The following is a 22,904-nucleotide window of genomic DNA, read 5'->3' on the forward strand; positions in this document are numbered from 1 at the left end:
GGATCGGCGGCTGGGCCCAGCCGCTTTCCTGCATGGCGCAGATGGCCGGGCTCTGCTGGCTTTCGCGAAAATCTGTTGAGATTGCGGCAACCGCCCGCAACTGGTGAACCCGACAACTCGCAGGCCCTCGCATGATTTTCCCACGCCACCCCAAGCCCGTCACCCCGTCCAAGGCGGTCGCCACGCAAGTGGTACAGCAGCAGCAGGACGGCAAAGCAATGGACAAGCATGTGCTGATTGTTCCCGTATCCCAGCCCGTGCCACCGCCGTCCCCGCCGGCCGAAGCTGAAAATTAGAGCAAGCGTTCTATTTTTTGGCCGCCGCTCTCCTTACAATGAGCCTAAGGAGACATTACAAAAATGAACAAACCCAAGTTGCACTTTTCGCACGCCAACAGCTATCCGGCAGGCACCTACCGCCGCCTGTTCGAGCTGCTGGGCCAGCACTACGATATTTCGGCGCTGGACATGCACGCGCACAATCCGGCCTATCCGGTGGAAACCGGATGGCCGCACCTGGTGCGGGAGCTGGTCGATGAGCTGGAAAGCCGCCACGCCGAGCCGGTGGTCCTGCTGGGACATTCGCTGGGCGGCATGCTGAGCGTCATGGTGGCGGCCATGCGGCCGGACCTGGTGCGCTGCGTGGTGATGCTGGATTCGCCCGTGGTGGCCGGCTGGCGCGCCATGCTGCTGCGCGTGACGCGCAACTGGGCGCTGGCCAACAAGTTTTCCCCGGCGCGCTTCTCGGAAAAGCGCCGCAACGTGTGGCCGGACGCCGCGTCCGCCTACCAGCACTTCGCCGGCAAGGACATGTTCGCAGCCTGGGCCCCCGGCGTGCTGGAGGACTACATCGCCGCCGGGCTGAAGCCGCACCCGGAGGGCGTGCAGCTGCGCTTTACGCGCGAGAATGAAACGGCGGTCTACCGCAGCCTGCCGCACCACATCGGCGCCCTGGTCAAGCCGGGCCTGGCGGTGCCGGCCGGTTTCATCGGTGGGGCCGAGTCCGTGGAAAACCGCCAGGCCGGCCTGGACGCCACCCGGCGCCTGGTGGGCGATAATTTCCGCATCGTCCCCGGCGGCCACTTGTTCCCCATGGAAGCTCCCGAGCTCACCGCCAGGGTCACCCACGAAATGATCTCGCAACTGCTGGCGCAGCAGGGCGCACAGCGCCAGCGGCAGCCTCGGCGGCGGGCCTGAGCTTGTAAAATTGTTCTTGGAAGCAGGGCTTTCGCGTAAAATCCCGGGTGAAATGGCGCTGGCGCAAGCCGGAGCCTCCCTGCAATCTTGAGAAATGGTTTTGCGATGGCAATTAAGAGCGATAAATGGATACGCCGCATGGCGGAGCAGCACGGCATGATCGAACCCTTCGAGCCGGGCCAGGTGCGCGAGGAAAGCGGCCGCAAGGTGATCTCCTACGGCACCTCGTCGTATGGGTACGACATCCGCTGTGCGGACGAGTTCAAGATCTTCACCAACATCAACAGCACCATCGTCGATCCGAAGAACTTCGACTCCAACTCTTTCGTCGATATCAAGAGCGACGTGTGCATCATCCCGCCGAACTCCTTCGCGCTGGCCCGCACCATCGAATACTTCCGTATTCCGCGCAACGTGCTGACCGTGTGCCTCGGTAAATCCACCTATGCGCGCTGCGGCATCATCGTCAACGTCACGCCGTTCGAGCCGGAATGGGAAGGCTATGTGACGCTGGAGTTCTCCAACACCACGCCGCTGCCGGCGAAGATCTACGCCGGCGAAGGCTGCGCCCAGGTGCTGTTCTTCGAGAGCGACGAAGTGTGCGAAACGTCGTACAAGGACCGCAACGGCAAATACCAGGGCCAGCACGGCGTTACCCTGCCGAAAGCCTGATTTTTCGCAAGCCTGCTTCGGAAGAGGGAGGTTCTGTCGGCCGGAAAGTGTCAGAATCACAAGGATACACTGACCCTGACGACTGGAGAGCTTCCATGCATAAGCGTACCTTCCTGTTCAAATCCGCCGCCGCACTGGCGTTCGCCGGTGCCGCGCTGTCCGCTTGCACCACCACCACCACGTCCGGAAGGGCCGAACCGGGCGCGGTCCGCGCGGAAATCGATACCGGCGTCGACAGCACCCTGAATCGCCTGTATGCAGAGGTGAAGGGCTCGCGCGAGCTGGTGGCCAAATCCACCGCAGTCCTGGTGTTCCCGCGCGTGCTGGCGGCCGGCCTGGTGGTGGGCGGCGAATACGGCAAGGGTGCGCTGCGCATCAAGAATGAGCACGGCGGCTATTACAGCATGGCCTCGGCTTCGGTGGGCTTGCAGGCCGGCGCGCAGTCCAAGGCGGTCGTGCTGCTGTTCATGACACGCGAAGCGTTCGACAAGTTCGGCCAGAGCAAGGGCTGGACGGCGGGCGTGGATGCCTCGGTGGCCGTCGTCAAGGTCGGCGTGAACGGCGAGATCGACACGGTTACCGCCAACCACCCGGTGCAGGCGCTGGTGCTGACCAACGCCGGGCTGATGGCGAACCTGACGCTGGAAGGGACCAAGATCTCGCGGCTGGAGCTCTAGGCTCAGGCCCGTTGGTCGCTGTCGTGCTGCGCGATCGGCAGCGCGATTTCCACGCACAAGCCGCCGTCCTCGCGGTTGCGGGCGGCGATGCTGCCGCCGTGCGCCAGCACCACCTGCTGCGCGATCGCCAGGCCCAGGCCGTGGCCCTCCACGTCCTTCAGGGTGTCGCTGCTGCGGAAGAACGGCTCGAAGATCGCTTGCAGGTCGCCCTGCGCCACCCCGGGGCCGCGGTCCAGCACCCGGATGTGCAGGCGGTCGGTGGCCTCGTCCACGTCCAGTTCCACGCGCACCGCGCCGCCGGCCGGGCTGTGCTTGATGGCGTTGCGAACGATGTTCTCGACCGCGCGCGCCAGCAGGTCGGCCTGGCCGTTCACCGCCACATCGGCACTGCCGCGCAGTTCGATGGCGCGGTCGTGCGAGGCGGCCTCGAATTCGGCATCGGCCACGATTTCGTCCAGCAGCTCGGCCATGCTGATCTGCTCGCGCCCCTGCTTGATCGGGCCGGATTCCAGCCTGGCCAGCGTCAGCAGCTCTCCCACCAGTTTGTCCATGCGCACACTTTCGCGCTCGATGCGCTCCAAGGTGGCGTGCGCCTTTTCCGGCTGCTGGTGCGCCAGGCCGATGGCTGCCTGCAGGCGTGCCAGCGGGGAGCGCAGCTCGTGGGACACGTCGTGCAGCAGTCGTGTCTGTGCGTCCATCAGGCTGCGCAGGCGCGCGGTCATGCGGTCGAAGTCGCGCCCCAGGCCGGTCAGTTCGTCGCCGCGCTTTCCAGCGGCGTGGGCGAAGCGGGGCGCCAGGTCGCCTTGCGACGCGGCCTCGAAAGCCTGGCGCAGGGATCGTATCGGGCGCGAGAAATACCACGCCAGCAGGGCGGCGAACAACAGGCTGGCCAGCACGGCGGCGGCGATGGGGATGAACGGCGCGATTGGCCGGAAGCGTTGCGGCGCACCTTGCGGACCGGGGCCAAGGCCAGAGCGGGGAGCGTAATCCGCAGCTGGCGCTGGCCCGCTGTCGTGGAAGGGAGGCGGACTGCCGCCGGGACCCATGCCAGGGCCGGGGCCGCGCCAGTCGGGCGGGTTGCGCAGATGGGGCGGGTGCGGGCCGTCGATCGGCACGCTGGCGATGCTGGCCAAGCTGCGCAGCAGCGGCGCACCGTCGGCCGGCATGCCCATGCCGCCCGGGTTTTCGCGTGACGGCAGGAATAGCACGTAGCGGTGGCCGTCGGCCGCTTTCACTTCGCGCACCACGCGCTGCGAGCCATCCTGCTTCAGCAGCCGGCGCGCCTCCAGTATCATGGCCGGCTTGACGATGCGTCCCAGCAGGTCGCGCCCCTGCTCGTTTACCGCGAACACGCGGTGCCGGTTCATGTTCTCCAGCAGGCTTTGCAGCGCATTCACGCCGCCGAACTCCAGCGTGGCGGCGGCCGATTCGATCGCATCCTCCGCACGCGGGCCGATGTCGATATCCAGCTGGCGCGGCGTTGCGGCGTCGCGGTTCTTGAGCCAGATGGCCCCGCCGATGCCCACCGCCGCCACCACCTGCGCCAGCAGGATGGAGAAGAAGAACTTCCAGAACAGGCGTCCCACGGCTAATCCTTGATCAGCTGGTAGCCAAGCCGGTACACCGTCTGCAGGCAAGAGCGGCCGTCGGCGATGGTGCCCAGCTTGTGGCGCAGGCTGCTCAGGTGGACGTCGATATTGCGGTCAAAGCGCGCCATTGGCCGGCCCAGGCCCTGCTCGGACAACGTGTTCTTGCTGACCGGCTTGCCCGCGTTGCGCGCCAGGACTTCGAGCAGATTGAATTCGGTGCTGGTCAGTTCCAGCGGCGTACCGGCCCACGTGGCGCGGCGCTGCTCGGGCCACATGGTGAGCTGGCCCACCGTCAGCTGCGCGCTGCCGCCGGCGGCCATGGGCGTGCCCAGCGTGCGGCGCAGGATGGCGCGGATGCGCGCGGTCAGTTCGCGCGGCGTGCAGGGCTTGGCCACGTAATCGTCCGCACCCAGTTCCAAGCCGACGATGCGGTCGGTGTCGTCGCCGCGCGCGGTCAGCATCAGGATGGGCATGCGGCTGTGGGCGCGGATGCGGCGCAGGGTCTCCAGCCCGTTCATGCGCGGCATCATCACGTCCAGCACGGCGATGGCGTACAGGCCGGACAGGGCGGCGGCGGCGCCGGCTTCACCGTCGTGGGCGGTCTGCACCTGGAACCCTTCCTGCTCGAGGTATTCCTGGAACATGCCCACCAGTTCGATGTCGTCGTCTATTAACAGTACCTTGCTCATTGCGGCGTGCTTCATGATTGTTGATGGCCCATCATAGCAAACAAGATGGCCTCCAAAGCGCGCTTTTACCCCGATTTACACCTGCCACGCCCGCCGTCTTTACACCGTTTTACGTTGCGCTAACCGCGCTTTACATGCCCCGGCCGGACAATGGCTGCTCCTTACGAACTATCCGGAGCAAACATGAAAACCAGGAAGATCTCCCTGCAACACCTGCTGCTGGCGGCTGCGCTGGCGGCGCCGCTGGCGTCGCACGCCGCAGTCGGCGGCGACGCTGCCGATGCTGACGGCGCACCGTTCGGCGGGCCGCACGGTGCGCACGGGCCGCGCGGCGACGGTCCGGGCACGCCGCCTGGCGGTCCTGGCCTGGGCGGCCGTGGCGGTCCGGACGGCGAACGTGGCCCGCGCGGTTTTGGCGGCCCGGGCCCGCATCGCGGCCTGCTGCACGGCGTGGACCTGAGCGAAGCGCAGGAGGATAAGGTATTCGCCATCCTGCACGCGCAGGAGCCCTACATCCGCGAGCAATCGAAGGCGCTGCGCAAGGCGCGGCAAGCGCTCGACGCCATGGGCGATGCCGACCAGTACGACGATGCCAAAGCGGCTTCCTTGGCCAAAGCCGCTGCGCAAGCGATGAGCAACCTGGAATTGCAGCGTGTGCGCACCGATCAGAAGCTGCTGGGCGTGTTGAGCGCCGAACAGCGCAAGCAGATGGACCAGCGCAAGCCCCCGCGTCCTTAACCTTCGCAAGGAGTAAAGCATGACGATCAGTTACCTGACCTCCGGCAGCGCAGCCAGCCAGTTGGGCTATACGGGCAAGCTCGGCGCCACCGGCGCCAGTGCCACCGCCAATAGCGAAAGTACCCAGGCTGGCAGCCGCCCGCCGCCACCGCCGGACCGTGGCGGCTTCGTTAACGCCATCGCCAGCGCGCTGGAATCGCTGGGACTTACGGCGGGCGATGGCGCCGGCAGCACCGCTAGCACCAATACCGGCGCCAGCGGCGCGGCGGCCGGCAGCGGCAACGCGGCGCAGGCACTGGGCAGCTTCCTGCACGAGCTGATCGGCGCTTTGCACGAGCAGGGCGCGTCCGCCGAGGCGTTGGCCACGTCCGGCGAAAGCCAGGTGTACGGTCCGCAGGGCGGCGCCGGCGGCCCCAGCGGTCCCGGCAAGCTTGAGGCGGACCTGCAAAGCCTGATCGCCAAACTGGGCTCGTCCAGCGAGACGGACAGCAGCGGCAGCACCGATGGCGCCGGCGACGCCGGCAGCGCGCTGGAGACTTCGTTCCAGTCGCTGCTCGACGCATTCGGCGGCGACACCGCCGACGCCAGCGGCAAACTGGCCAGCTTCCTGCAGGCGCTGTCGGACAAACTGTCCGATGCGGGCGCCAGCGGCAATTTGATCAACACCACGGTATGAATGGAGCAAGTCATGCAAAAACACGGACACAGCCTGGCCGAAGACCTGGACAAGATGACGCAGATGGCGGCCGGCCGACGCCAGAGCCTGCGCTGGATGCTGGCCAGTGCGGCGGCGCTGCCTGTTCTCGGCTGCGGCGGGTCAAGCGGCAGCAGCGATTCCACGGCCAGCACCGGCACCAGTAGCACTGGCGCCACGGGCACCGCCGGCACTACGGGCACTACGGGTACCACCGGCACGACCACCAACGGTTCCTGCAGCGTGATTCCGGAGGAAACCGGCGGCCCGTATCCGGGTGACGGCACCAACAGCAACAGCAGCGGCGTGGTCAATGTGCTGACACAGAGCGGCGTGGTGCGCCAGGATATCCGCAGCAGTTTCGGCGGCGCCACCGCTGTTGCGGCCGGCGTGCTGCTGACCATCAAGCTGAAGATCCAGAACGCCAACAGCAGTTGCGGGGCGGCCGGCGGCTTCGCAGTCTATCTGTGGCACTGCGACCGCGACGGCAACTACTCGCTGTACTCGAGCGGCGTCACCAGCCAGAACTACCTGCGTGGCGTGCAGGAGGCGGACGCGAACGGCGACGTGACCTTCACCACCATCTTCCCCGGCTGCTACGCAGGCCGCATGCCGCATGTGCATTTCGAGGTCTATCCCACGCTGGCCAAGGCCAGCAACGCCTCCAACCGCATCAAGACCTCACAGTTCGCCTTCCCCAACGCGACTTGCAACGAGGTGTACGCCACCACCGGCTACAGCGCCAGCGTGCGTAATTTCTCTCAGATCAGTTTTGCCACCGACAATATCTTCAGCGACGGCTACGCGCTGCAACTGGCGAGCATGACCGGCAATGTCACGGATGGCTATGTCGCGACCCTGAGCCTGGCCGTGATCGCTTAAACCGGCTTTCCCCCTTCGCGCGAAGTCCGTTTCGCGCAAACTCCTTCCCACGGCGGCCGCCGCGAAGCCATCTTCGGCGGCGCGGCGGCCGTTTCGCCCTGCGCGTCCAGGCACGCCGCTTGCAATGGCTGCTGTACACACGCCTGACCGGAGCTTCATATGAACCGCCTGCTCGACTACATGCCTGAACTTGAGATTGCGTTTCCAGCCGGCGCTGCCGGTGCCGGGCCTATGGCGTACGCATCGGCATCCGCGCCGGCGCTGGAGGACGACGCCGAAATGGCTGATGGCGCCGCGCTGCTGGAAGCCGGTGCGGGCAACGGCGACGGGCTGGCGCCATTCCTGGCCGGCCTGGTGGCCAGTGCGGGCCCGGCCGGCCGCACCGCGTTGCGCATGCCGCTGGGAAGGGCGCTGATGTCTGTGCTGCTGCAGGCGGCAACCGCCCTCATGCCCTTCAGCAGCAGGCCAGCGCAGCAAAAGGCCGCCGCCATTTTCGGCCTTGAGCTGGAAGGCCTCAGCGCGGAGGACAAGGAGTTTGCGCTGGCGCGCCATTTTATCCGCATGGCGCGGGAACTGATCGCCGGCGCACTGGCCTCCGGTCCTGCGGTCGGCGTGGGCAGGGAGGATGCGGAAAGCAGGGTGCAGGCGGCGCTGGTGCAGACGGCGCGCAAGTATGCGCCGGGTTTGCTGCACCGCACGGAACGGCAGGAGCCGGCAGGGGGACGCTGGCAGCGCAGCGGCAAGCGCATCGTGGTCCTCAATTGTTAACCACCATCGGGAGCTAATCATGCATGACATCGATCGTACCACCCTGGAATTTGGCCAGGAAATGGGTTATGAAGGCGAGCAGTACGAGTTCGGCCAGGGCGAATGGAGCGGCGAGGGCGGCTTGCTGTCGGAAGCGGACGAGATGGAGCTGGCCAACGAACTGCTGTCGGTCACCAACGAGGCCGAACTGGAACAGTTCCTCGGCAATTTCCTCAAGAAGGCCGCCTCGGTGGCCGGTTCCGTCATCAGGTCGCCTGTCGGCCAGGCCGTGGGCGGCGTGCTGAAAGGGGTGGCCAAGAAGGCGCTGCCGCTGGCCGGCGGCGCCATCGGCGGCTATTTCGGCGGCCCGCTGGGGGCCAAGATCGGCAGCGGCCTGGCGTCGGCGGCCGGCGGTGCGCTGGGTCTGGAGGCCGAAGGTGAAATGATGGGCGAGGACCGCGAGTTCGAGGGCGCCAAGACGTTCGTGCGGCTGGCTGCGGACACCGTGAACCGCGCCGCCCAGGCGCGCGGCGGCGACCCGCGCGCGGTGGCGCAGGCTGCCGCCACCGCGGCGGCGCGCCAGCATGCGCCAGGCTTGCTGAAGGCGGCCGGTCAGCAGGGCCGGGGCCAGCAAGGCGGCATGGCCGGCGCGCAGCGCGGCGGCAGCTGTGGCGGCGCTACGGGCGGCCTGGGAGGCGGCATGGGCGGCGCCGGTGGCGGTGCGGCCGGTGCAGCCGGTTCGTCCGGCCGCTGGGCGCGCCAGGGCCGCAAGATCGTACTCTACGGAGCTTGATCCGCCATGGCCATCAGCTCCTATGCCCGGTGGATGCTGGCGCAGGAGGCGCGCTCGCTGCTCACGCGCCTGCGCCGCGTGCGTCCTTTCGTGCTGATCGAACCGATGGTGCCGGCGGCGGCCTTGCTGCCATCGGCGCAGACGGCCATCGAGACGCACCTGGCGCAGGGCCGGCGCGGGCTGCATGGCATGGTGATGGCTTTCCTGGCATGGCTGCAGGGGCCGGCGGCGCGCAACGCCACCGCCGCCGAGGCCCAGCGCCGCTTCACCTTCGTGCGCCTGAAGTTCAACGCGGCGCTGACACAGTTCGACCTGTTCAACGACGTCATCACGCAGCGCAGCGAGCACAAGAACGGGACCTGGCTGTCCGGCCTGGACGTGGTGTCGGCCGACGCGCTGGCGCTGCCGGGCAGTTACTACCGCGCGCCGCCCGTGATTTGCTATCTGGACCGGGGCCCGGGCGCGGCCATTCGCCGCGCGCGCACCCGGCTGCCGGGCGGGGGCGACAATCCGGTCGCCATCGTGCGGGTGCCGCGCGAGCGCATGGTCGGCAGCAGCATCGCGTCCTCGCTGTTCCACGAAGTGGGGCACCAGGGCGCGGCCCTGCTGGACCTGGTCAATTCGCTGCGGCCGGTGCTGCAGTCCATGCAGCGCGGGGCCGGCGGGGACGGCGGCGCCAGCCCGGCGCACGTGTGGCGGCTGTGGGAGCGCTGGATATCCGAAGTGGTGGCCGACCTGTGGTCGCTGGCGCGGGTTGGCGTGGCGGCCACCATGGGACTGATCGGGGTAGTCAGCCTGCCGCGCGTGTTCGTGTTCCGCGTGAACCCGGACGACCCGCACCCCGCGCCGTGGATACGGGTCAAGCTCAGTTGCGCGCTGGGCGAAGAGCTGTTCCCGCATCCGCAATGGCGGCGCGTGGCGGCGCTGTGGGAATCGTTCTACCCGCTCAGCGGCTTGCCGCCGGAGCAGCGCCGCTTGCTGCTGCAGCTGGAGGACAGCCTGCCGGCCCTGGCCGGACTGCTGGCGCGGCACCGGCCGGCGCTGCTGCGCGGACGTACCTTGCCGGACGTGATGGCGGTGCGTGCGCGCCATCCGCGCCGGCTGGCCAGCCTGTTCCGGCAATGGAGCGGGGCCCCGCAACAAATGTATGACGCCGCGCCCTCGCTGGCATTCGCCGTGCTTGGCCAGGCCCGCGCCGACGGCCGCCTCAGCCCCGAGCACGAAAGTGTGCTCTTGGGGCGGCTGCTGACCCATTGGGCCTTGCGCAGCACGCTGGACCTGAGCGCCCTGTGCGGGGGCGCCGCCCAGTATCCGCAATATACGCAGTCACGGCGCACCGAATACCGTAGCACCATCCTTTAAGGAGATAGACATGGCAAATATCAAGAACGCGGCGGCCAAGGCGGATCTGCGCGGGGCGGTCCAGGTGACGGTGCACGACAGCCTCACCGGCGCACCGCTGGTCAACGCCGCCATCAAGCTGTACAAGGCGCAAACGCAGCAGGGCGCGCCGATGCAGGAATGCGACGTGGAGGAAGTCAAGAAGTGGCTGCCGGACGAGGCGCTGCTGGTGGCCGTGGGCTTCACCGCCGCCGACGGCGCGGTGCTGTTCCCGGCGCTGGACGCCGGCGCTTACATCGCCGCCTTCGACAACATCGTGCCGATGCGCATGGACGCGCTGTTCTACCAGTGCGCGGCGGTGCGCAACGGCTGCACCGAGAACGTCTGCTTCGATTTCGCCTTCAATCCCGAGGTAGTGCTGGCGTTCGAGTCGAACTGCCGCGAAGTGGAGCACAACTGCGCCTTCGTGGGCGACAAGGCGATCGCCGAGGTGCACTTGGACGGCGACGGGCCGCTGGGCGAGGACATGCTGCGTATCGTGGCGCGCTCGCCGTGGCAGCCGCGCGGCGACGGCCACCATTTCAGCGCCATCATGCGGCGCGCCGGGCCGCAGCGTTTCGAGGCCCAGGTGCTGCTGGCGCGGCGCCCCCAGGCCGGCGGCGCGGTGGCGGCGGGCGCGGGCGCAAGGCCCATGGCGCGCAGCGGCGGCCCGGGCGCCTCGCTGACGGCGGACCAGCTGGCCGGCGTGATTGCGCCCGGTTCGATGGCCTCGCTGGGCGTGGCGACCGACTTCGACGCGGACCAGCGCGTGCCCCAGCCTATCAGTGGCAACGTCGGCGTGTCGCTCACGCGCACCGAGACCGAGCCGACCGAGGACCTGCCGCTGTGGACCCTGATCCGCAACAGCACCGAGGCGCTGTCCTTCACCAACTACCTGGCCTTCCTGGACCAGCTGTTCTGCGACGCCAATGTGGCCGTGTCGGACTTCGAGCGCCTGCGCTTCGTCGGCAAAAACGCGGCCTTCAACGCCATCAAGTCGCGCCGTGCGCTGCCGTTCAACGACTCGGACTCCTACCGTGTGCTGAAGGCGGCCACGGAGGCGTTCGTGATGGTCAACTGCGGCGTGCTGAGCCTGCCGCTGGCCTTCAATCCGGCGGAGGACGCGGCCTACCTGGACCGGCGCGACATCCCCAACGGCGGCAGCCTGGCCGACGTGCTGGCCAACGAATACCTGGAGACGGTGGACGGCAACACGCTGGCCTTGCCCTACCTGGCGGTGATCCGGCGCAAGCTGCCCGACATCCCCATCAACATCCCGGGCAGCGGCAGCGAGGCCGACCTGTGCTTTGGCATCATCCAGGAGCGGCTGTCGAACCCTTGCCTGATCGAGTTGATCTGGTCCTACTGGCTGGAGGAAGGCATGCTGGTGCAAACCATGAACGCCATCACGCAGCGCTTCCAGAACCTGCGCGCGCCCAGCCACGGCCTGGACCCGCTGGCCAACACCGAGATCGACATGCTGCGCCCGCTGAACAACCTGCTGTGGGGCTACACCCAGGACGAGCAGCACCGGCTCACGGTGGTGCGCCGCAACTACGAGTACGACCACCACTACGGCGTGCGGCTGGACGGCAAGGCGGTGCAGCATTTCCGTCCGGCCGACAGCCGCTCCAAGTTCCTGGAAGCCTTCCACCACCTGCTGCGCTTGCTCACCTCCTTCTACAAGCAGGACGACGACACCACCGTCAAGGCGGACGCCTTCCCGGTGCTGAACGCGCTCAAGGAAGTGCACCTGATCCTGTCGCAAGGCGCCCACAACCAGTTCGGCGACCTGCCATCCACTGCGCGCATTGAAATGCTGATGCAGCAGTGGCTGCTGGGCCGGCCGGAGTTCCGCGAGTTCCTGCCCACGCGGGTGATGGTGGCCTATCCGGAGCCGTGGATGGACCGGGTGGACGCGATGAAGAAGCTGCAGGGATGGACCGACACCAGCGTGATGCATTTCCGCTCGCTGGCCATGTTCGGCGAGCAGCTGTTGCTGTCCATCCGTTACGGCAACTGGAGCGACATTTACGAATCGACCCAGGCTTTCAACTGGGCGCGCTTCTGGCGGCCGCAGGCGCAGGGTTACATCCACGCCTACCGCGCCGCCACCGGCGTCGACCTGTCGGCCGATGGCGCCGACGCGGTGTCGGACGCCACGCTGCCGTCGGTGCTGCTGCGCCAGCGGCTGGCCGCACAGCAGGCCCGCGCCTGAGCCGGCGCGATGGGCGTGCTGGATTTTACGAGCGCGCTGTATCTGGACATGCGCCATCCGTCGGCAGCGCTGGCACCGTGGGCGGCGTTCACCCTGGGCAAGCCGGCGGCTTTGGCCGAGCCGCCCGGCGCGGCCAGCCTGGCGCGCGGGCTGGCGGAACTGCTGGGCTGCGAAGCGGCGCTGTTGCTGCCGTCCACGCTGCATCTGTACTGGGACTTGTTCGGCATGCTGGCCCAGGAATCGGTGGCGCTGCTGATCGATGGCGGCGCCTATCCGGTTGCGCGCTGGGGCGCGCAGCAGGCGGTGGCGCGCGGCGCGCCGATGCAGGTGTTCCGCCATGGCGACGCCGCTGGCCTGGCGCGGCTGGCGCGGCGCTGGCGCGCGGAAGGACGGCGGCCGGTGGTGCTGGCGGACGGCTACAGCCCCGGCCGCGAACATCCGCCGCCCTTGTCGGCCTACGCCGACATCGCCGCGCGGGGCGGGGGCTGGCTGGTGCTGGACGACACCCAGCCCCTGGGCCTGCTGGGCCGCCACGGCGGCGGCTCGGTGCCGCTGCATGGCCTGGGCAGGGCGCTTGGCGTTGCGGCCGGTGCGGCCGTTGGTGCGATGTCGGGCTCGGCGGGAACGCAGCTGTCCCTCCCGGCCGGCCGCGCGGTGCTGGTGGGCGCATCGCTGGCCAAGGCCTTCGGCGCGCCGCTGGCGGTGCTGGCCGGGAGCGCGGCGATGCTGGCGCGCTTCGAGGCACGCAGCCTGACGCGCGTGCACGCCAGCCCACCCAGCGCGCCAGCCATGGCGGCCGCACGGCATGCCTTGTGCGTCAACGCCGCTTGCGGCGACGCGCTGCGCCTGGCCTTGCGGCAGCGCGTGGGGCAATTCCGGGCCGGGATGGCGGCGGCGGGCATTGCGAGCCGTGGCGGCATGTTCCCGGTGCAGGTGGTGCCGCTGGCGGATGGTGTCGACGCTCCTGCATTGCAGGCGGCGCTGAGGGCCGAAGGCGTGCTGGCGCTGCCGCAAGTGCATCGCGGCGCGGCGGGCCTGACTTTCCTGTTGCGCGCGGGGCACAGCGCGCAAGACGTGGCGCGTGCCGTGGACGCGCTTGAACATCACATGAAGGAGCTGGCATGAATCAGCAATTCGAAGCCCTGCCTTTCGAGCTCGAAGGCGAGATGGGATATGGACAGGCATACGAGCTCGGGTTCGAGTTCGAACCGGAGCACGAACAAGGGCTGGAGCAGGAGCGCGGCGGCCGCCCGATGGGCGCGATGCGCGGCGCCGCACGGGGCAGTGGCCGGATCGGCCCGGCGCGAGCGCTGTCCATGGGCCGCAACCCCGCGCGCGGCCCGCAAGCCGGCGGGCGGCCGGGCACAGCAGGCGGCTTTGGCCGTCCGGGCAGTCCGGGGCGCCCAGGGCGTCCTGGTGTCCCCGGCCGTCCGGGCTTTCCCCGTCCGCGTCCCCGTCCCGGGCCGGCCTGGCCCTACCACTATGGCCCGCGCTATGGCGGACTGTGGCCCTACACCCAGGTGACGGTGCTGCCGCCCGAACCCGACGGCTGGTCCGGCGCAGCCTTTCCGCAGGACGGCACGCCGGCCTTCGATGACGGCAACGGCAATGGCAATTTCAGCGCTAGCGGCGACGGTGTCGGTGGCGCTTATGCGCCGCCCGAATCGGGCGAAGTCCCGCCCACCATCGCCGCCACCATAGCCCGCCTGCCCGCCGCGCAGCGGCCCGCATATGTGGCGCTGGGCCCGATCACCGCCGCGCTGCGCGATCCCCGCGCCACCGGCGCCGGCTTCTACCTGATCGAATTCAACGTAAACGGCGTACAACGCGCCTACAGCGGGCAAACCGGCAATCTGCGCCGCCGGCTCCAGCAGCATGCGCTGTGCGGGCAGATGATGGGCTTGCCGCTGGCGTCGCACTCGGTCTACGTGGCCCAATCCAGCCTGCCCGAGCCGCAGCGCCGCGCCGTCGAATATCGCATCCACGACGACATGTTCCGCACCAGCGCCGGCGTGCTGACCAACCAGCGCCGCGAACTGGAAGCCGAGTTGTTCGGCAATGAATGGCGCTGACCGCAGAATCGACAAAGGAGAGCATCATGTACTGCAAACAATGCAACTGCACGTCCTGCCGCAGCACCACTGCCGGCGGCTTCGAAGTCATGGAATTTGGCCTGGCGCAGGAAGGCCCGTTCAACGAGGCGCAGGAAATGGAACTGGCGCTGGAGCTCATGTCGGTGACCAGCGAAGCCGAACTGGATCAGTTCCTGGGGGGGCTGTTCAAAGGCGCGCTGAAGGGCCTGAAGAAAGTCGGCTCGGCCATCGGCAAGGTGGCCAAGCCGCTGGGCGGCGCCTTGAAGGGCATCGCCAAGAAGGCGCTGCCTTTCGTTGGTGGCGCGCTGGGGTCGTTCATTCCGATACCCGGCGTGGGCACCGCAATCGGCTCCGCGCTGGGCGGGGCGGTGGCCAAGGCGCTGGAACTGGAATTCGGCGGCATGGAATACGAACAGCAGGAATTCGAAATGGCGCGCCGCTTCGTGCGCATAGCCGGGACCGCGGCGCAGCTGGCCGCATCCAGCGATGGCAGTCCGCAAGCGGTGCGCAAGGCGCTGGGCGAAGCGCTGGTGCAGCATGTGCCGCACTACGAACTGGCAGGCGAGGAGGAGGGTGAAGCCTACGGCGGGCGCTGGCGCAAGCGCCGCGCGCAGCGCGGGTATGGCTACGGCGGCGGCTACGGCACCCCCTACAATGGCGGCGACGGATGGTGAGGCGGCCGTGATCATCGACTGTCACTGCCATGCCGGCCCGGGAGACGGCTTGAGCGGGCCGTGGGACAGTAATGCCGGGCTGGGGCGCTACCTGCGCCGCGCCCGCGCTGCCGGTATAGAGCGCAGCGCGCTGCTGGCGACCTTCCATAGCGACTACGCGCGAGCCAACGCCGAGGTGGCACGGCTGGCCGCGGCGCGTCCGCAGCAGTTCTATGCCTACGCATTCGTGCACGCGGCGCGCGACCGGGGCCGGATCGCCGCCATGGTGCGCACGGCGGTGCAGGACTACGGCTTCATCGGCATCAAGGTGCACCGGCACGACGCGCGCATCAGCGGCGAAGTGTGCGAAGCGGCGCGCGTGTTCGGTGTGCCGGTGCTGTACGATCCGATGGGGGATGTGGCGGTGGCGGAACTGCTGGCGGCGCAGTATCCGGACGTTAATTTCATCATCCCGCACCTGGGCAGTTTCGGTGACGACTGGGCCGCGCAACTGGCGCTGATCGACCACCTGGTGCGGCACAAGAACATCTACGCGGACAGCTCCGGCGTGCGGCGCTTCGACCTGCTGGAGCAGGCGGTGCGCCGCGCCGGAGCGCACAAGATGCTGTTCGGTTCGGACGGGCCATGGCTGCATCCGGGCCTGGAGCTGGAGAAGATCCGGCTGCTGCACCTGCCCGAGAGCGACGAACGGCTGATCCTGGGCGAGAATTTCATGCGTCTGACCGGGCAGGCTTAGCGCGGCGCGCCCTGCGGCTGCGGCGCGAGGCCTGCCGCCTCTCCCCAGGCCTTGCGCCGCAACTGCAGCGCGCGGTCGGTGACGCCCAGGCGCGCCGCCGCGCGCTGGTTGTTGTCGTGTTCCTGTTCCAGCACCATCTGGATCGCCATGTCGCCGGCTGCCTGCGTGATGCGCCCCAGTCCCATCCCCATATCGACCGCGTGCCGGATGGCGTTGGCGAAGCAGCTGTCCGGCCACGCGGGGGCGCCGCATGGGCGTTCGTCCGGCGGCACATCGCCTATCGTTACCGGCCCCGGGCCGCAATGCCGGTGCCAGATGCGCGCCACCGTCTGGCGCAGGTCGCGCACGTTGCCGGGATATTCGCGCGTGAGCAGGTAAGCCTTCACGGCGGGGTCCAGCTCGCAGCGCGCCCCGTCCTGCGCCAGCTGGCCGATAAAGTGCTCGGCCAGCGGCAGGATGTCGCTCTGGCGTTCGCGCAGCGGCGGCGGGCGGCAGCGCCAGCCCGCGATGCGGTAATACAGGTCGGCCCGGAAGCTGCCGTCGGCTACTCCCGCCTCGAGGTCGCGGTTGGTAGCGCAGACCAGGCGGAAGCGGGTGGGCTGCCAGGTGTTGCTGCCGAGCCGCTTGTACTTCTGCTCCTGTATCACGCGCAGCAGTTGCGCCTGCATGGCCAGCGGCAGCTCGCCCACCTCGTCCAGGAACAGCACGCCGCCGTCGGCCAGCGCGAAGGCGCCGTCGCGGGCGTTGGCCGCACCGGTGAAGGCGCCGCGCTCGTGGCCGAAGAATTCGCTGCCGGCCAGCTCGGCCGACAAGGTGGTGCAGTCCAGCACCACCAGCTCGCCGCGCGCACCGCTGAGCCGGTGGATCAGCTGCGCGATCTGCTCCTTGCCGGTGCCGGTTTCGCCCGTGATCAGCACCGACGACTGCGAGAACGCCGCCACCTCCACCACGTTGCGCACCAGCGCGCGCCAGGGCGGGCTGTCGCCGACCAGGCTGGCCTGCACGGTGCTCGACTCCATGATGCGCTGCACCGCCTGCCAGCGCCGCAGCCTGGCTGCGGCCTGTGCCGCGACAGCCTGCGCCGCGCCTGCCGGCCACTGCAGCAAATCGGCCGCCCCCGCCGCAAGCGCGGCCCACATTGCGTCCGGCGCCAGCGGTTCGCTTCCGCAAGCGATGGCCAGCACGGTGGCGCGGGCCGACAGCGCCGCCAGCTGCGCCGCGAGCGCGTCGTTCCACAGGCTGAACAGCACAATCCCAAGGCTGCCTGCCGGCACGGCCGGCAGCGTCCCCGGCTGCGCCCCGACGCCCAGCCTGTCAAGCTCAGCCACCAACGCCGGGCCAATATCCGCCTGTGTCTGTTCGACCATATGCAGCCACACGGCAAGCGCATCCAGGCGTTCCATAGCAGTTTCGGCGAGGCGAAGGCAGCACTATATGCCCATCCGCCCACCGTCGCTTTGACCGGCGCCAAACGTGCACGCCGCGCGCCGGGCCTGCCGCAAAGCAAAATGGGGTCAGGGTTAATTAAATAATCAACCCTGACCCCATTTGTCTTTACGGAAACTTACTGTTTATTGCTTGACGCAGTCGACGAAGTAGTCGCGCTTGCCGTTCACTTCACGCTTGACCAGGCCGTGCACGTCGGTCTCGAAGCCGGGGAAGCGTTCGTTGAAGTCGCGCGCGAAGCGCAGGTAGTCGACGATGGTCTTGTTGAAGCGCTCGCCCGGGATCAGCAGCGGAATGCCTGGCGGGTACGGCGTCAGCAGGATGGACGTGATGCGGCCTTCCAGCTCGTCGATCGCCACGCGCTCGATTTCGCGGTGCGCCATCTTGGCGAAGGCGTCCGACGGCTTCATGGCCGGGATCATGTCCGACAGATACATCTCGGTCGTCAGGCGCGCCACGTCGTACGCCTTGTAGAAGTCGTGGATCTGCTGGCACAGGTCGCGCAGACCCATCTGCTCGTAGCGCGGGTTCGCTTGCGAGAACTCCGGCAGGATGCGCCACAGCGGCATGTTCTTGTCGTAGTCGTCCTTGAACTGCTGCAGCGCGGTCAGCAGCGTGTTCCAGCGGCCTTTCGTGATGCCGATGGTGAACATGATGAAGAAGGAGTACAGGCCGCACTTCTCGACGATCACGCCGTGCTCAGCCAGGTACTTGGTCACGATCGAGGCCGGAATGCCGGTGTCGCCGAATTGGCCGTCCAGCGACAGGCCGGGGTTGACGATGGTCGCCTTGATCGGGTCAAGCATGTTGAAGCCCGGCGCCAGCTTGCCGAAGCCGTGCCATTCCTGGCTGTCGGCGCTGAAGATCCAGTCTTCCTGCGAGCCGATGCCTTCTTCGGCGAACTCGTTCGGGCCCCAGACCTTGAACCACCAGTCTTTGCCCCATTCTTCGTCGATCTTGCGCATCGCGCGGCGGAAGTCCAGCGCTTCCAGGATCGATTCCTCCACCAGCGCGGTGCCGCCGGGCGCTTCCATCATGGCCGCGGCCACGTCGCACGAGGCGATGATGGAGTACTGCGGCGAGGTGGACGTATGCATCAGGTAGGCCTCGTTGAAGGCGTCCTTGTCCAGCTTGACCGATTCCGATTCGCGCACCAGCACCTGCGAGGCCTGCGACAGGCCCGCCAGCAGCTTGTGCGTGGACTGGGTGGAGAAGATCATCGATTCCTTGGCGCGCGGACGGTCCTTGCCGATGGCGTGCATGTTCTTGTAGAAATCGTGGAAGGTGGCGTGCGGCAGCCACGCTTCGTCGAAGTGCAGGGTGTCGATTTTACCGTCCAGCATTTCGCGCAAGGTCTCGACGTTGTACACCACGCCGTCGTAGGTCGACTGGGTGATGGTCAGGATGCGCGGCTTCTTGTTCTTGGCGTCGCGTGCGAACGGGTTGGCGTCGATCTTGCGCTGGATGCTCTCCATCGAGAACTCTTCCAGCGGGATCGGGCCGATGATGCCGAGGTGGTTGCGGGTCGGCATCAGGAATACGGGAATCGCGCCGCACATGATGATCGAGTGCAGGATGGACTTGTGGCAGTTGCGGTCCACCACCACGATGTCGCCCGGCGCCACCGTCGAGTGCCACACCATCTTGTTCGAGGTGGAGGTGCCGTTGGTGACGAAGTAGCAGTGGTCGGCGTTGTAGATGCGGGCGGCGTTGCGCTCGGAGGCGGCCACCGGGCCGGTGTGGTCCAGCAGCTGGCCCAGTTCTTCCACCGCGTTGCAGACGTCGGCGCGCAGCATGTTCTCGCCGAAGAACTGGTGGAACATCTGGCCGATGGGCGACTTCAGGAAGGCCACGCCGCCGGAGTGGCCGGGGCAGTGCCAGGAATAGGAGCCGTCGTTGGCGTAGTGCACCAGCGCGCGGAAGAAGGGCGGCGAAAGGCCGTCCAGGTAGGACTTGGCTTCGCGGATGATGTGGCGCGCCACGAATTCCGGGGTATCCTCGAACATGTGGATGAAGCCGTGCAGCTCGCGCAGGATATCGTTGGGGATATGGCGCGAGGTGCGCGTTTCGCCGTACAGGTAGATCGGGATGTCCGAGTTCTTGTAGCGGATCTCTTCGACGAAGGCGCGCAGCGACTTCAGGGCGTGGTCGGTTTCTTCCACCGTACCGCCGCCAAACTCCTCGTCGTCGATGGACAGCACGAAGGCCGAGGCGCGCGACTGCTGTTGCGCGAACTGGGACAGGTCGCCGTAGCTGGTTACGCCCAGCACTTCCATGCCTTCTTTTTCCATCGCGGCGGCCAGGGCGCGGATGCCCAGGCCGGACGTGTTCTCAGAGCGAAAATCCTCGTCAATGATGACGATGGGGAAACGAAATTTCATTACTTGTCTCCAAAAAGAAGAACCGCCCCGGGCTATCTATGGCCGGAGCGGGCTGGGCGAAAAAAAATAAGAACGGGATTCTCGCAGAAAATGCTGCCAACGGGGAAAAAAATTACGATGTTGGCAGCATCCTCTTTCATATCGATGCCTGGTGGTGCTTAATGGTGCCCGGCGGCCGCGCCGCCGCTCAGGAGCGCGCCGATCGGGTCGATGTGCAGGGCCGCGAACAGCCCCAGCGCGATCCCGGCGCCGGCCACCGCGTACGCAGTGTACAGCAGCCAGCGGCGATGCGTCAGAAGGGTGATCGCCGCCAGCGAAATGGCGATCTGTTCGGCCGTGGTGGCCAGCGCCCACTGGTGGTGCTGGTGCAGCGCGGCATCGGACTTCTGGTTCCACTCCGCCGAAGAGGCTTCCCACTTCTCGGCGTCTTTCTTGATCACTTCCTTCTCGCTGCGGTAGCGCGCCACCTCGGCCTTGAACTGCTCCGGGTTCACATTGGGCAAGGTCATGGCCAGTTCGGCCAGGTTCTGCTTGTTGGACTTGGCCTGGTAGTAATTCCAGCTGTTGGCGGCCTGGGTCTTGTCGATGGCGGCGTTATTCTTGTACAGGGCCGCTTCGTTCTGCGTGGCGCCGCCCTGGTAGCCGAACAGCGCGCCAAGCGTGGCCAGGATGGCAGTGGTAACGGCGATGTTGCCGGAGAATTTGTCGTTGCTGTGGGCGGCATGCTCCACAGCGTGGTCGTGCGGGCCGTGGACGTGAAAACCGTGTCCTGACATTGATGGTTCCTTTGTTGCTTGTTGATGAACAGGTAGTGCCTACCGCGGCCTGCGGCGCAAGGTGACGAATGCGTAGCGCAGGCCGCTGGCGGCGGTGTACTGCTGGCGCTCCATTTCCTCCCATTCTGCACCCAGCGGCGGGAAATGGGCGTCGCATTGGAAAGCCTGGCCGATTTCGGTCTGGATGACCTGGTCCGCCAGGCCTGCGGCCAGCGCCTCGGCGTAGATCTGGGCGCCGCCGATGATGAAGGCTTCGGCCGCGTCCTGCACCAGCGCGCGCGCCTGTTGCAGCGACTGCGCCGTCTCGACGCCGTCGGCGCGCCATTCGGCGCTGCGGGTGACCACGATGTTGCGGCGGTTGGGCAGCGGGCGGCCGATGGACTGGTAGGTTTTGCGGCCCATGATGACGGGGTGGCCGGTGGTCAGGCGCTTGAAGTGGGCCATGTCTTCCGGCAGTTTCCACGGCAGCGTGTTGTTGATGCCGATGCCGCGCTGGGCGTCGGTGGCGACGATGATGGTGAGCAGTGTCATGTGGCCTTGCAGGGCAGTGGGTGCTAGGCCCGACATTATAGCTGGCGGCCGCCGGGGCGTCTTCTTGCCGCGCGCCATTGAAATGGTAGTGGTGTAATTGGCAGGTTTGCCTTTTAATCAATGGCCGGACGCCGGTCCGCCGGATTTACCTTTCAGGAGGCATGATGAGCACATCGAAATGGACAGGGGCACTGTTTCTGGCGGCGGGCATGGCGCTGCCTGGCCCCGTGCATGCGGTATCCGCACGCGCCAGCGTGACAGGATTTGGCATACAGCTGATCGACTTGAACCCCACGGACGGCATCGCGCCGGCCTTGCGCATGGACGGCATTACCGTCGGCGCCTACATCAGTGCCTTTGGCCCCGCCGGACCGGATAGCGTCCAGGTGGAGGAGTATGGCTCGGTGCAGCGCGAATATTCATTTGGCAGCGCTTTCAGTTCCGCCGCGCCGGATACCTTCCTCAGCGAGATTTCGTTGGTGGGGCGCGGCTTCTATAACTCGGCGCACAGCAACCAGTTTGTTCTGGAGTTCGAGCTGACGCCTGACACGGCGGCGATATTCAGCGCCGGCCTGGCCATCAGCACGGACGGCGAGTATGGCTACGCCAGCTACGCCGATGCGTTCATGGGCGCGTACATCGATGGGACGGGGAACGTGGGCGGGAGTATCGATACGGACAATCTGAGCGGCGACGAGAGCGGCAGCGATACGGTCCGTTTCGAAGTACGCGCAGGCAGCCAGGCGCTGAAGGGGGGCTTCCTGAACGTGGGCACCTACGTCTATGCCAACGCCCTTCCGGTTCCCGAACCCGTTACCTGGACCATGCTGGCCGCGGGGCTGGGCGTTGTTGGCGCCGCGTTCCGCCGGCAAGGGCGCACGCCATGCTTTGCGCATTATCAAACACCGTATTTAATTGACGGGATTTTTCATTCCTCCGCTTATTAAATGGATGAGCACCGTCTTGCATTTTGCCTGGGCGGGCCAATCATTTTCCGGAGGAATTATGTTTAATAGAAACTCAGTATTGGCGGCGCTGTTCTGCGCGCTGGCCATGGGGAATGTTTTCGCGTCCTCGGCCCGTGCCGACATTACGGGATTCAAGATCGAATTAATCGATATGGATGCGTCGGACGGCATTGCGCCGGCGATCGCCTTTCCTTATGACCCATGGGTGCAGGCATTTATCGGTATTTACAACCGCAGCGACTATTACGAGGAATACAGCGGTTATTACGGCACGCTGCATGGCGCAAACGGGACGGGCATCGCCATCACCGCCGTCTTGCCCGACAGCGGCAGCAGCAGAGTGCAGGCCTTTACCGCCGATTCGCTGGCCTACAGCAGCGGCAGCCAGACCATGCCGTTTGTGCTCACGCCCAATACCCTGGCGCTGTTCGGTGTGGAATTCGCGGTGGGCATGGACCGCGAAGCCGGCGATACGACCTACGCCATCGCCAGCCTGGAAGCGGATCTGATGGGAGAACAGCGCTTCAGCGGACGCCTGCGGACGGGCGACGGCCTGCATGAGGACGCGAGCCGCCTGTTCTATGGTGAACTGCTTAGCGGCGCCGGCGAGGGAGAGGGATCGTTCAGGCTGGATACCGTGGCCTCTGCCCTGAACGCGGTGGCGCCCGTGCCGGAGCCTGGCAGCTGGACCATGCTGACGGCGGGGTTGGCCGTGCTTGGCGGCGCACAGTGGTGCCGCCGGCGCGCACGGGAATGTGAGAAAAATCAACCATGACGCATTTTCATTTTTTTGAATTGGGAATATTGTCCAAGACGGGAATTGAATATCGCGCGACTATTCATTTGGCGCCCACGCCTGCATCGGCAAGATTGTCAGCGGGGCCAGTCTTTTATCAGGCGGACAAATTAAATTAAAGTTTGATCAACGAACGTTGCGTAATTGCATCAAGGAAATAAGTTTGTTCAGGACGGTGCCCGGGATATTCCCCTGGGCGTGAGGATTGGAGAGAATTACCCTCGTCTT

Annotated in this window: 23 protein-coding genes; 17 read left to right on the top strand and 6 right to left on the bottom strand. The window is 66.9% G+C overall.

The genetic code is table 11. The features are described from left to right. The first annotated feature begins 131 nt into the window (after positions 1-131). The 4 genes from AC6H42_RS23480 to AC6H42_RS23495 all read left to right on the top strand — a co-directional run bounded on the left by AC6H42_RS23480 (position 132) and on the right by AC6H42_RS23495 (position 2,545). A complete protein-coding gene (locus tag AC6H42_RS23480) occupies positions 132-296 on the top strand; it encodes a hypothetical protein (RefSeq protein ID WP_157201065.1) in 165 nt (54 codons plus the stop codon). Positions 297-359: 63 nt separating this feature from the next. Further along, positions 360-1,196, top strand: a complete 837-nt coding sequence (locus tag AC6H42_RS23485; RefSeq protein WP_057157053.1) for an alpha/beta fold hydrolase — start codon at positions 360-362, stop codon at positions 1,194-1,196. A gap of 105 nt (positions 1,197-1,301) precedes the next feature. Continuing rightward, positions 1,302-1,868: a dCTP deaminase gene (gene dcd / locus AC6H42_RS23490; protein WP_056391177.1), complete on the top strand. Its 567-nt coding sequence runs from the start codon at positions 1,302-1,304 to the stop codon at positions 1,866-1,868. Positions 1,869-1,963: 95 nt separating this feature from the next. Continuing rightward, the gene (locus AC6H42_RS23495; protein WP_057157055.1) at positions 1,964-2,545 is read left to right on the top strand and encodes a BPSL1445 family SYLF domain-containing lipoprotein; all 582 of its coding nucleotides are present in this window, start codon (positions 1,964-1,966) and stop codon (positions 2,543-2,545) included. 2 nt (positions 2,546-2,547) lie between these two features. Here AC6H42_RS23495 and AC6H42_RS23500 read toward each other — a convergent pair whose 3' ends face one another. Continuing rightward, a complete protein-coding gene (locus AC6H42_RS23500; protein ID WP_497549065.1) occupies positions 2,548-4,131 on the bottom strand; it encodes a sensor histidine kinase in 1,584 nt (527 codons plus the stop codon). A 2-nt stretch (positions 4,132-4,133) separates the two neighbouring features. Continuing rightward, positions 4,134-4,823: a response regulator transcription factor gene (locus tag AC6H42_RS23505; protein WP_057157333.1), complete on the bottom strand. Its 690-nt coding sequence runs from the start codon at positions 4,821-4,823 to the stop codon at positions 4,134-4,136. A 183-nt stretch (positions 4,824-5,006) separates the two neighbouring features. Between AC6H42_RS23505 and AC6H42_RS23510 the strand changes: the two genes are divergently transcribed. The 11 genes from AC6H42_RS23510 (at position 5,007) to AC6H42_RS23560 (ending at position 15,778) form a co-directional block, all read left to right on the top strand. Continuing rightward, entirely contained in the window at positions 5,007-5,561 is a 555-nt protein-coding gene (locus tag AC6H42_RS23510; RefSeq protein WP_057157057.1) for a Spy/CpxP family protein refolding chaperone, read from the top strand. A gap of 19 nt (positions 5,562-5,580) precedes the next feature. Beyond that, positions 5,581-6,237, top strand: coding sequence for a hypothetical protein (locus AC6H42_RS23515; protein WP_497549066.1), 657 nt, complete (start codon positions 5,581-5,583; stop codon positions 6,235-6,237). A gap of 12 nt (positions 6,238-6,249) precedes the next feature. After that, positions 6,250-7,137, top strand: a complete 888-nt coding sequence (locus AC6H42_RS23520) for an intradiol ring-cleavage dioxygenase (protein ID WP_157201066.1) — start codon at positions 6,250-6,252, stop codon at positions 7,135-7,137. Between the two features lie 159 nt (positions 7,138-7,296). Then, the gene (locus tag AC6H42_RS23525) at positions 7,297-7,905 is read left to right on the top strand and encodes a hypothetical protein (RefSeq protein ID WP_057157060.1); all 609 of its coding nucleotides are present in this window, start codon (positions 7,297-7,299) and stop codon (positions 7,903-7,905) included. A 19-nt stretch (positions 7,906-7,924) separates the two neighbouring features. Then, positions 7,925-8,677, top strand: a complete 753-nt coding sequence (locus AC6H42_RS23530; RefSeq protein WP_057157061.1) for a hypothetical protein — start codon at positions 7,925-7,927, stop codon at positions 8,675-8,677. Positions 8,678-8,683: 6 nt separating this feature from the next. Beyond that, complete coding sequence (locus AC6H42_RS23535; protein ID WP_057157062.1) at positions 8,684-10,039, top strand: hypothetical protein; 1,356 nt, start codon at positions 8,684-8,686, stop codon at positions 10,037-10,039. Positions 10,040-10,049: 10 nt separating this feature from the next. Beyond that, positions 10,050-12,275 carry an 8-amino-7-oxononanoate synthase gene (locus AC6H42_RS23540; protein ID WP_497549067.1) on the top strand — a complete coding sequence of 742 codons (2,226 nt, stop codon included), beginning with the start codon at positions 10,050-10,052 and terminating at the stop codon, positions 12,273-12,275. A 15-nt stretch (positions 12,276-12,290) separates the two neighbouring features. Then, complete coding sequence (locus tag AC6H42_RS23545) at positions 12,291-13,400, top strand: aminotransferase class I/II-fold pyridoxal phosphate-dependent enzyme (protein WP_497549068.1); 1,110 nt, start codon at positions 12,291-12,293, stop codon at positions 13,398-13,400. Then, positions 13,397-14,347 (top strand): GIY-YIG nuclease family protein, encoded by a 951-nt coding sequence (locus AC6H42_RS23550; RefSeq protein ID WP_497549069.1) that lies wholly within the window; start codon positions 13,397-13,399, stop codon positions 14,345-14,347. Before AC6H42_RS23545 ends, AC6H42_RS23550 begins: the two co-directional genes overlap by 4 nt. Positions 14,348-14,373: 26 nt before the next feature. Continuing rightward, positions 14,374-15,042: a hypothetical protein gene (locus AC6H42_RS23555; RefSeq protein ID WP_497549070.1), complete on the top strand. Its 669-nt coding sequence runs from the start codon at positions 14,374-14,376 to the stop codon at positions 15,040-15,042. A 7-nt stretch (positions 15,043-15,049) separates the two neighbouring features. After that, positions 15,050-15,778 (top strand): amidohydrolase family protein, encoded by a 729-nt coding sequence (locus AC6H42_RS23560; RefSeq protein WP_497549071.1) that lies wholly within the window; start codon positions 15,050-15,052, stop codon positions 15,776-15,778. Here AC6H42_RS23560 and AC6H42_RS23565 read toward each other — a convergent pair. From AC6H42_RS23565 to AC6H42_RS23580, 4 genes are all read right to left on the bottom strand, one after another. Beyond that, entirely contained in the window at positions 15,775-17,181 is a 1,407-nt protein-coding gene (locus tag AC6H42_RS23565) for a sigma 54-interacting transcriptional regulator (protein WP_497549072.1), read from the bottom strand. The genes AC6H42_RS23560 and AC6H42_RS23565 overlap by 4 nt on opposite strands. A 168-nt stretch (positions 17,182-17,349) precedes the next feature. Continuing rightward, a complete protein-coding gene (locus AC6H42_RS23570) occupies positions 17,350-19,605 on the bottom strand; it encodes an arginine/lysine/ornithine decarboxylase (RefSeq protein WP_057157067.1) in 2,256 nt (751 codons plus the stop codon). A 158-nt stretch (positions 19,606-19,763) separates the two neighbouring features. Further along, positions 19,764-20,381, bottom strand: a complete 618-nt coding sequence (locus AC6H42_RS23575) for a DUF4337 domain-containing protein (protein ID WP_057157068.1) — start codon at positions 20,379-20,381, stop codon at positions 19,764-19,766. Positions 20,382-20,420: 39 nt separating this feature from the next. Further along, a complete protein-coding gene (locus AC6H42_RS23580) occupies positions 20,421-20,912 on the bottom strand; it encodes a dihydrofolate reductase (RefSeq protein WP_057157069.1) in 492 nt (163 codons plus the stop codon). Positions 20,913-21,073: 161 nt separating this feature from the next. Between AC6H42_RS23580 and AC6H42_RS23585 the strand changes: the two genes are divergently transcribed. Both AC6H42_RS23585 and AC6H42_RS23590 read left to right on the top strand, forming a co-directional pair. Next, on the top strand, positions 21,074-21,859 hold the full coding sequence (locus AC6H42_RS23585) for a PEP-CTERM sorting domain-containing protein (RefSeq protein ID WP_497549073.1): 786 nt from the start codon (positions 21,074-21,076) through the stop codon (positions 21,857-21,859). A gap of 58 nt (positions 21,860-21,917) precedes the next feature. Beyond that, a complete protein-coding gene (locus AC6H42_RS23590) occupies positions 21,918-22,655 on the top strand; it encodes a PEP-CTERM sorting domain-containing protein (protein WP_497549074.1) in 738 nt (245 codons plus the stop codon). The last annotated feature ends 249 nt before the right edge of the window (positions 22,656-22,904 follow it).

It is taken from the genome of Massilia sp. NBRC 108631 (genome assembly GCF_059704565.1).

Excerpts from the sequence above, each read along its gene's own strand:
- AC6H42_RS23480 (WP_157201065.1), top strand. The coding sequence starts at position 132 with ATGATTTTCCCACGCCACCCCAAGCCCGTCACCCCGTCCAAGGCGGTC.
- AC6H42_RS23485 (WP_057157053.1), top strand. The coding sequence starts at position 360 with ATGAACAAACCCAAGTTGCACTTTTCGCACGCCAACAGCTATCCGGCA.
- dcd (WP_056391177.1), top strand. The coding sequence starts at position 1,302 with ATGGCAATTAAGAGCGATAAATGGATACGCCGCATGGCGGAGCAGCAC.
- AC6H42_RS23495 (WP_057157055.1), top strand. The coding sequence starts at position 1,964 with ATGCATAAGCGTACCTTCCTGTTCAAATCCGCCGCCGCACTGGCGTTC.
- AC6H42_RS23505 (WP_057157333.1), bottom strand. The coding sequence starts at position 4,823 with ATGAGCAAGGTACTGTTAATAGACGACGACATCGAACTGGTGGGCATG.
- AC6H42_RS23510 (WP_057157057.1), top strand. The coding sequence starts at position 5,007 with ATGAAAACCAGGAAGATCTCCCTGCAACACCTGCTGCTGGCGGCTGCG.
- AC6H42_RS23515 (WP_497549066.1), top strand. The coding sequence starts at position 5,581 with ATGACGATCAGTTACCTGACCTCCGGCAGCGCAGCCAGCCAGTTGGGC.
- AC6H42_RS23520 (WP_157201066.1), top strand. The coding sequence starts at position 6,250 with ATGCAAAAACACGGACACAGCCTGGCCGAAGACCTGGACAAGATGACG.
- AC6H42_RS23525 (WP_057157060.1), top strand. The coding sequence starts at position 7,297 with ATGAACCGCCTGCTCGACTACATGCCTGAACTTGAGATTGCGTTTCCA.
- AC6H42_RS23530 (WP_057157061.1), top strand. The coding sequence starts at position 7,925 with ATGCATGACATCGATCGTACCACCCTGGAATTTGGCCAGGAAATGGGT.
- AC6H42_RS23535 (WP_057157062.1), top strand. The coding sequence starts at position 8,684 with ATGGCCATCAGCTCCTATGCCCGGTGGATGCTGGCGCAGGAGGCGCGC.
- AC6H42_RS23540 (WP_497549067.1), top strand. The coding sequence starts at position 10,050 with ATGGCAAATATCAAGAACGCGGCGGCCAAGGCGGATCTGCGCGGGGCG.
- AC6H42_RS23550 (WP_497549069.1), top strand. The coding sequence starts at position 13,397 with ATGAATCAGCAATTCGAAGCCCTGCCTTTCGAGCTCGAAGGCGAGATG.
- AC6H42_RS23555 (WP_497549070.1), top strand. The coding sequence starts at position 14,374 with ATGTACTGCAAACAATGCAACTGCACGTCCTGCCGCAGCACCACTGCC.
- AC6H42_RS23565 (WP_497549072.1), bottom strand. The coding sequence starts at position 17,181 with ATGGAACGCCTGGATGCGCTTGCCGTGTGGCTGCATATGGTCGAACAG.
- AC6H42_RS23570 (WP_057157067.1), bottom strand. The coding sequence starts at position 19,605 with ATGAAATTTCGTTTCCCCATCGTCATCATTGACGAGGATTTTCGCTCT.
- AC6H42_RS23575 (WP_057157068.1), bottom strand. The coding sequence starts at position 20,381 with ATGTCAGGACACGGTTTTCACGTCCACGGCCCGCACGACCACGCTGTG.
- AC6H42_RS23580 (WP_057157069.1), bottom strand. The coding sequence starts at position 20,912 with ATGACACTGCTCACCATCATCGTCGCCACCGACGCCCAGCGCGGCATC.
- AC6H42_RS23585 (WP_497549073.1), top strand. The coding sequence starts at position 21,074 with ATGATGAGCACATCGAAATGGACAGGGGCACTGTTTCTGGCGGCGGGC.
- AC6H42_RS23590 (WP_497549074.1), top strand. The coding sequence starts at position 21,918 with ATGTTTAATAGAAACTCAGTATTGGCGGCGCTGTTCTGCGCGCTGGCC.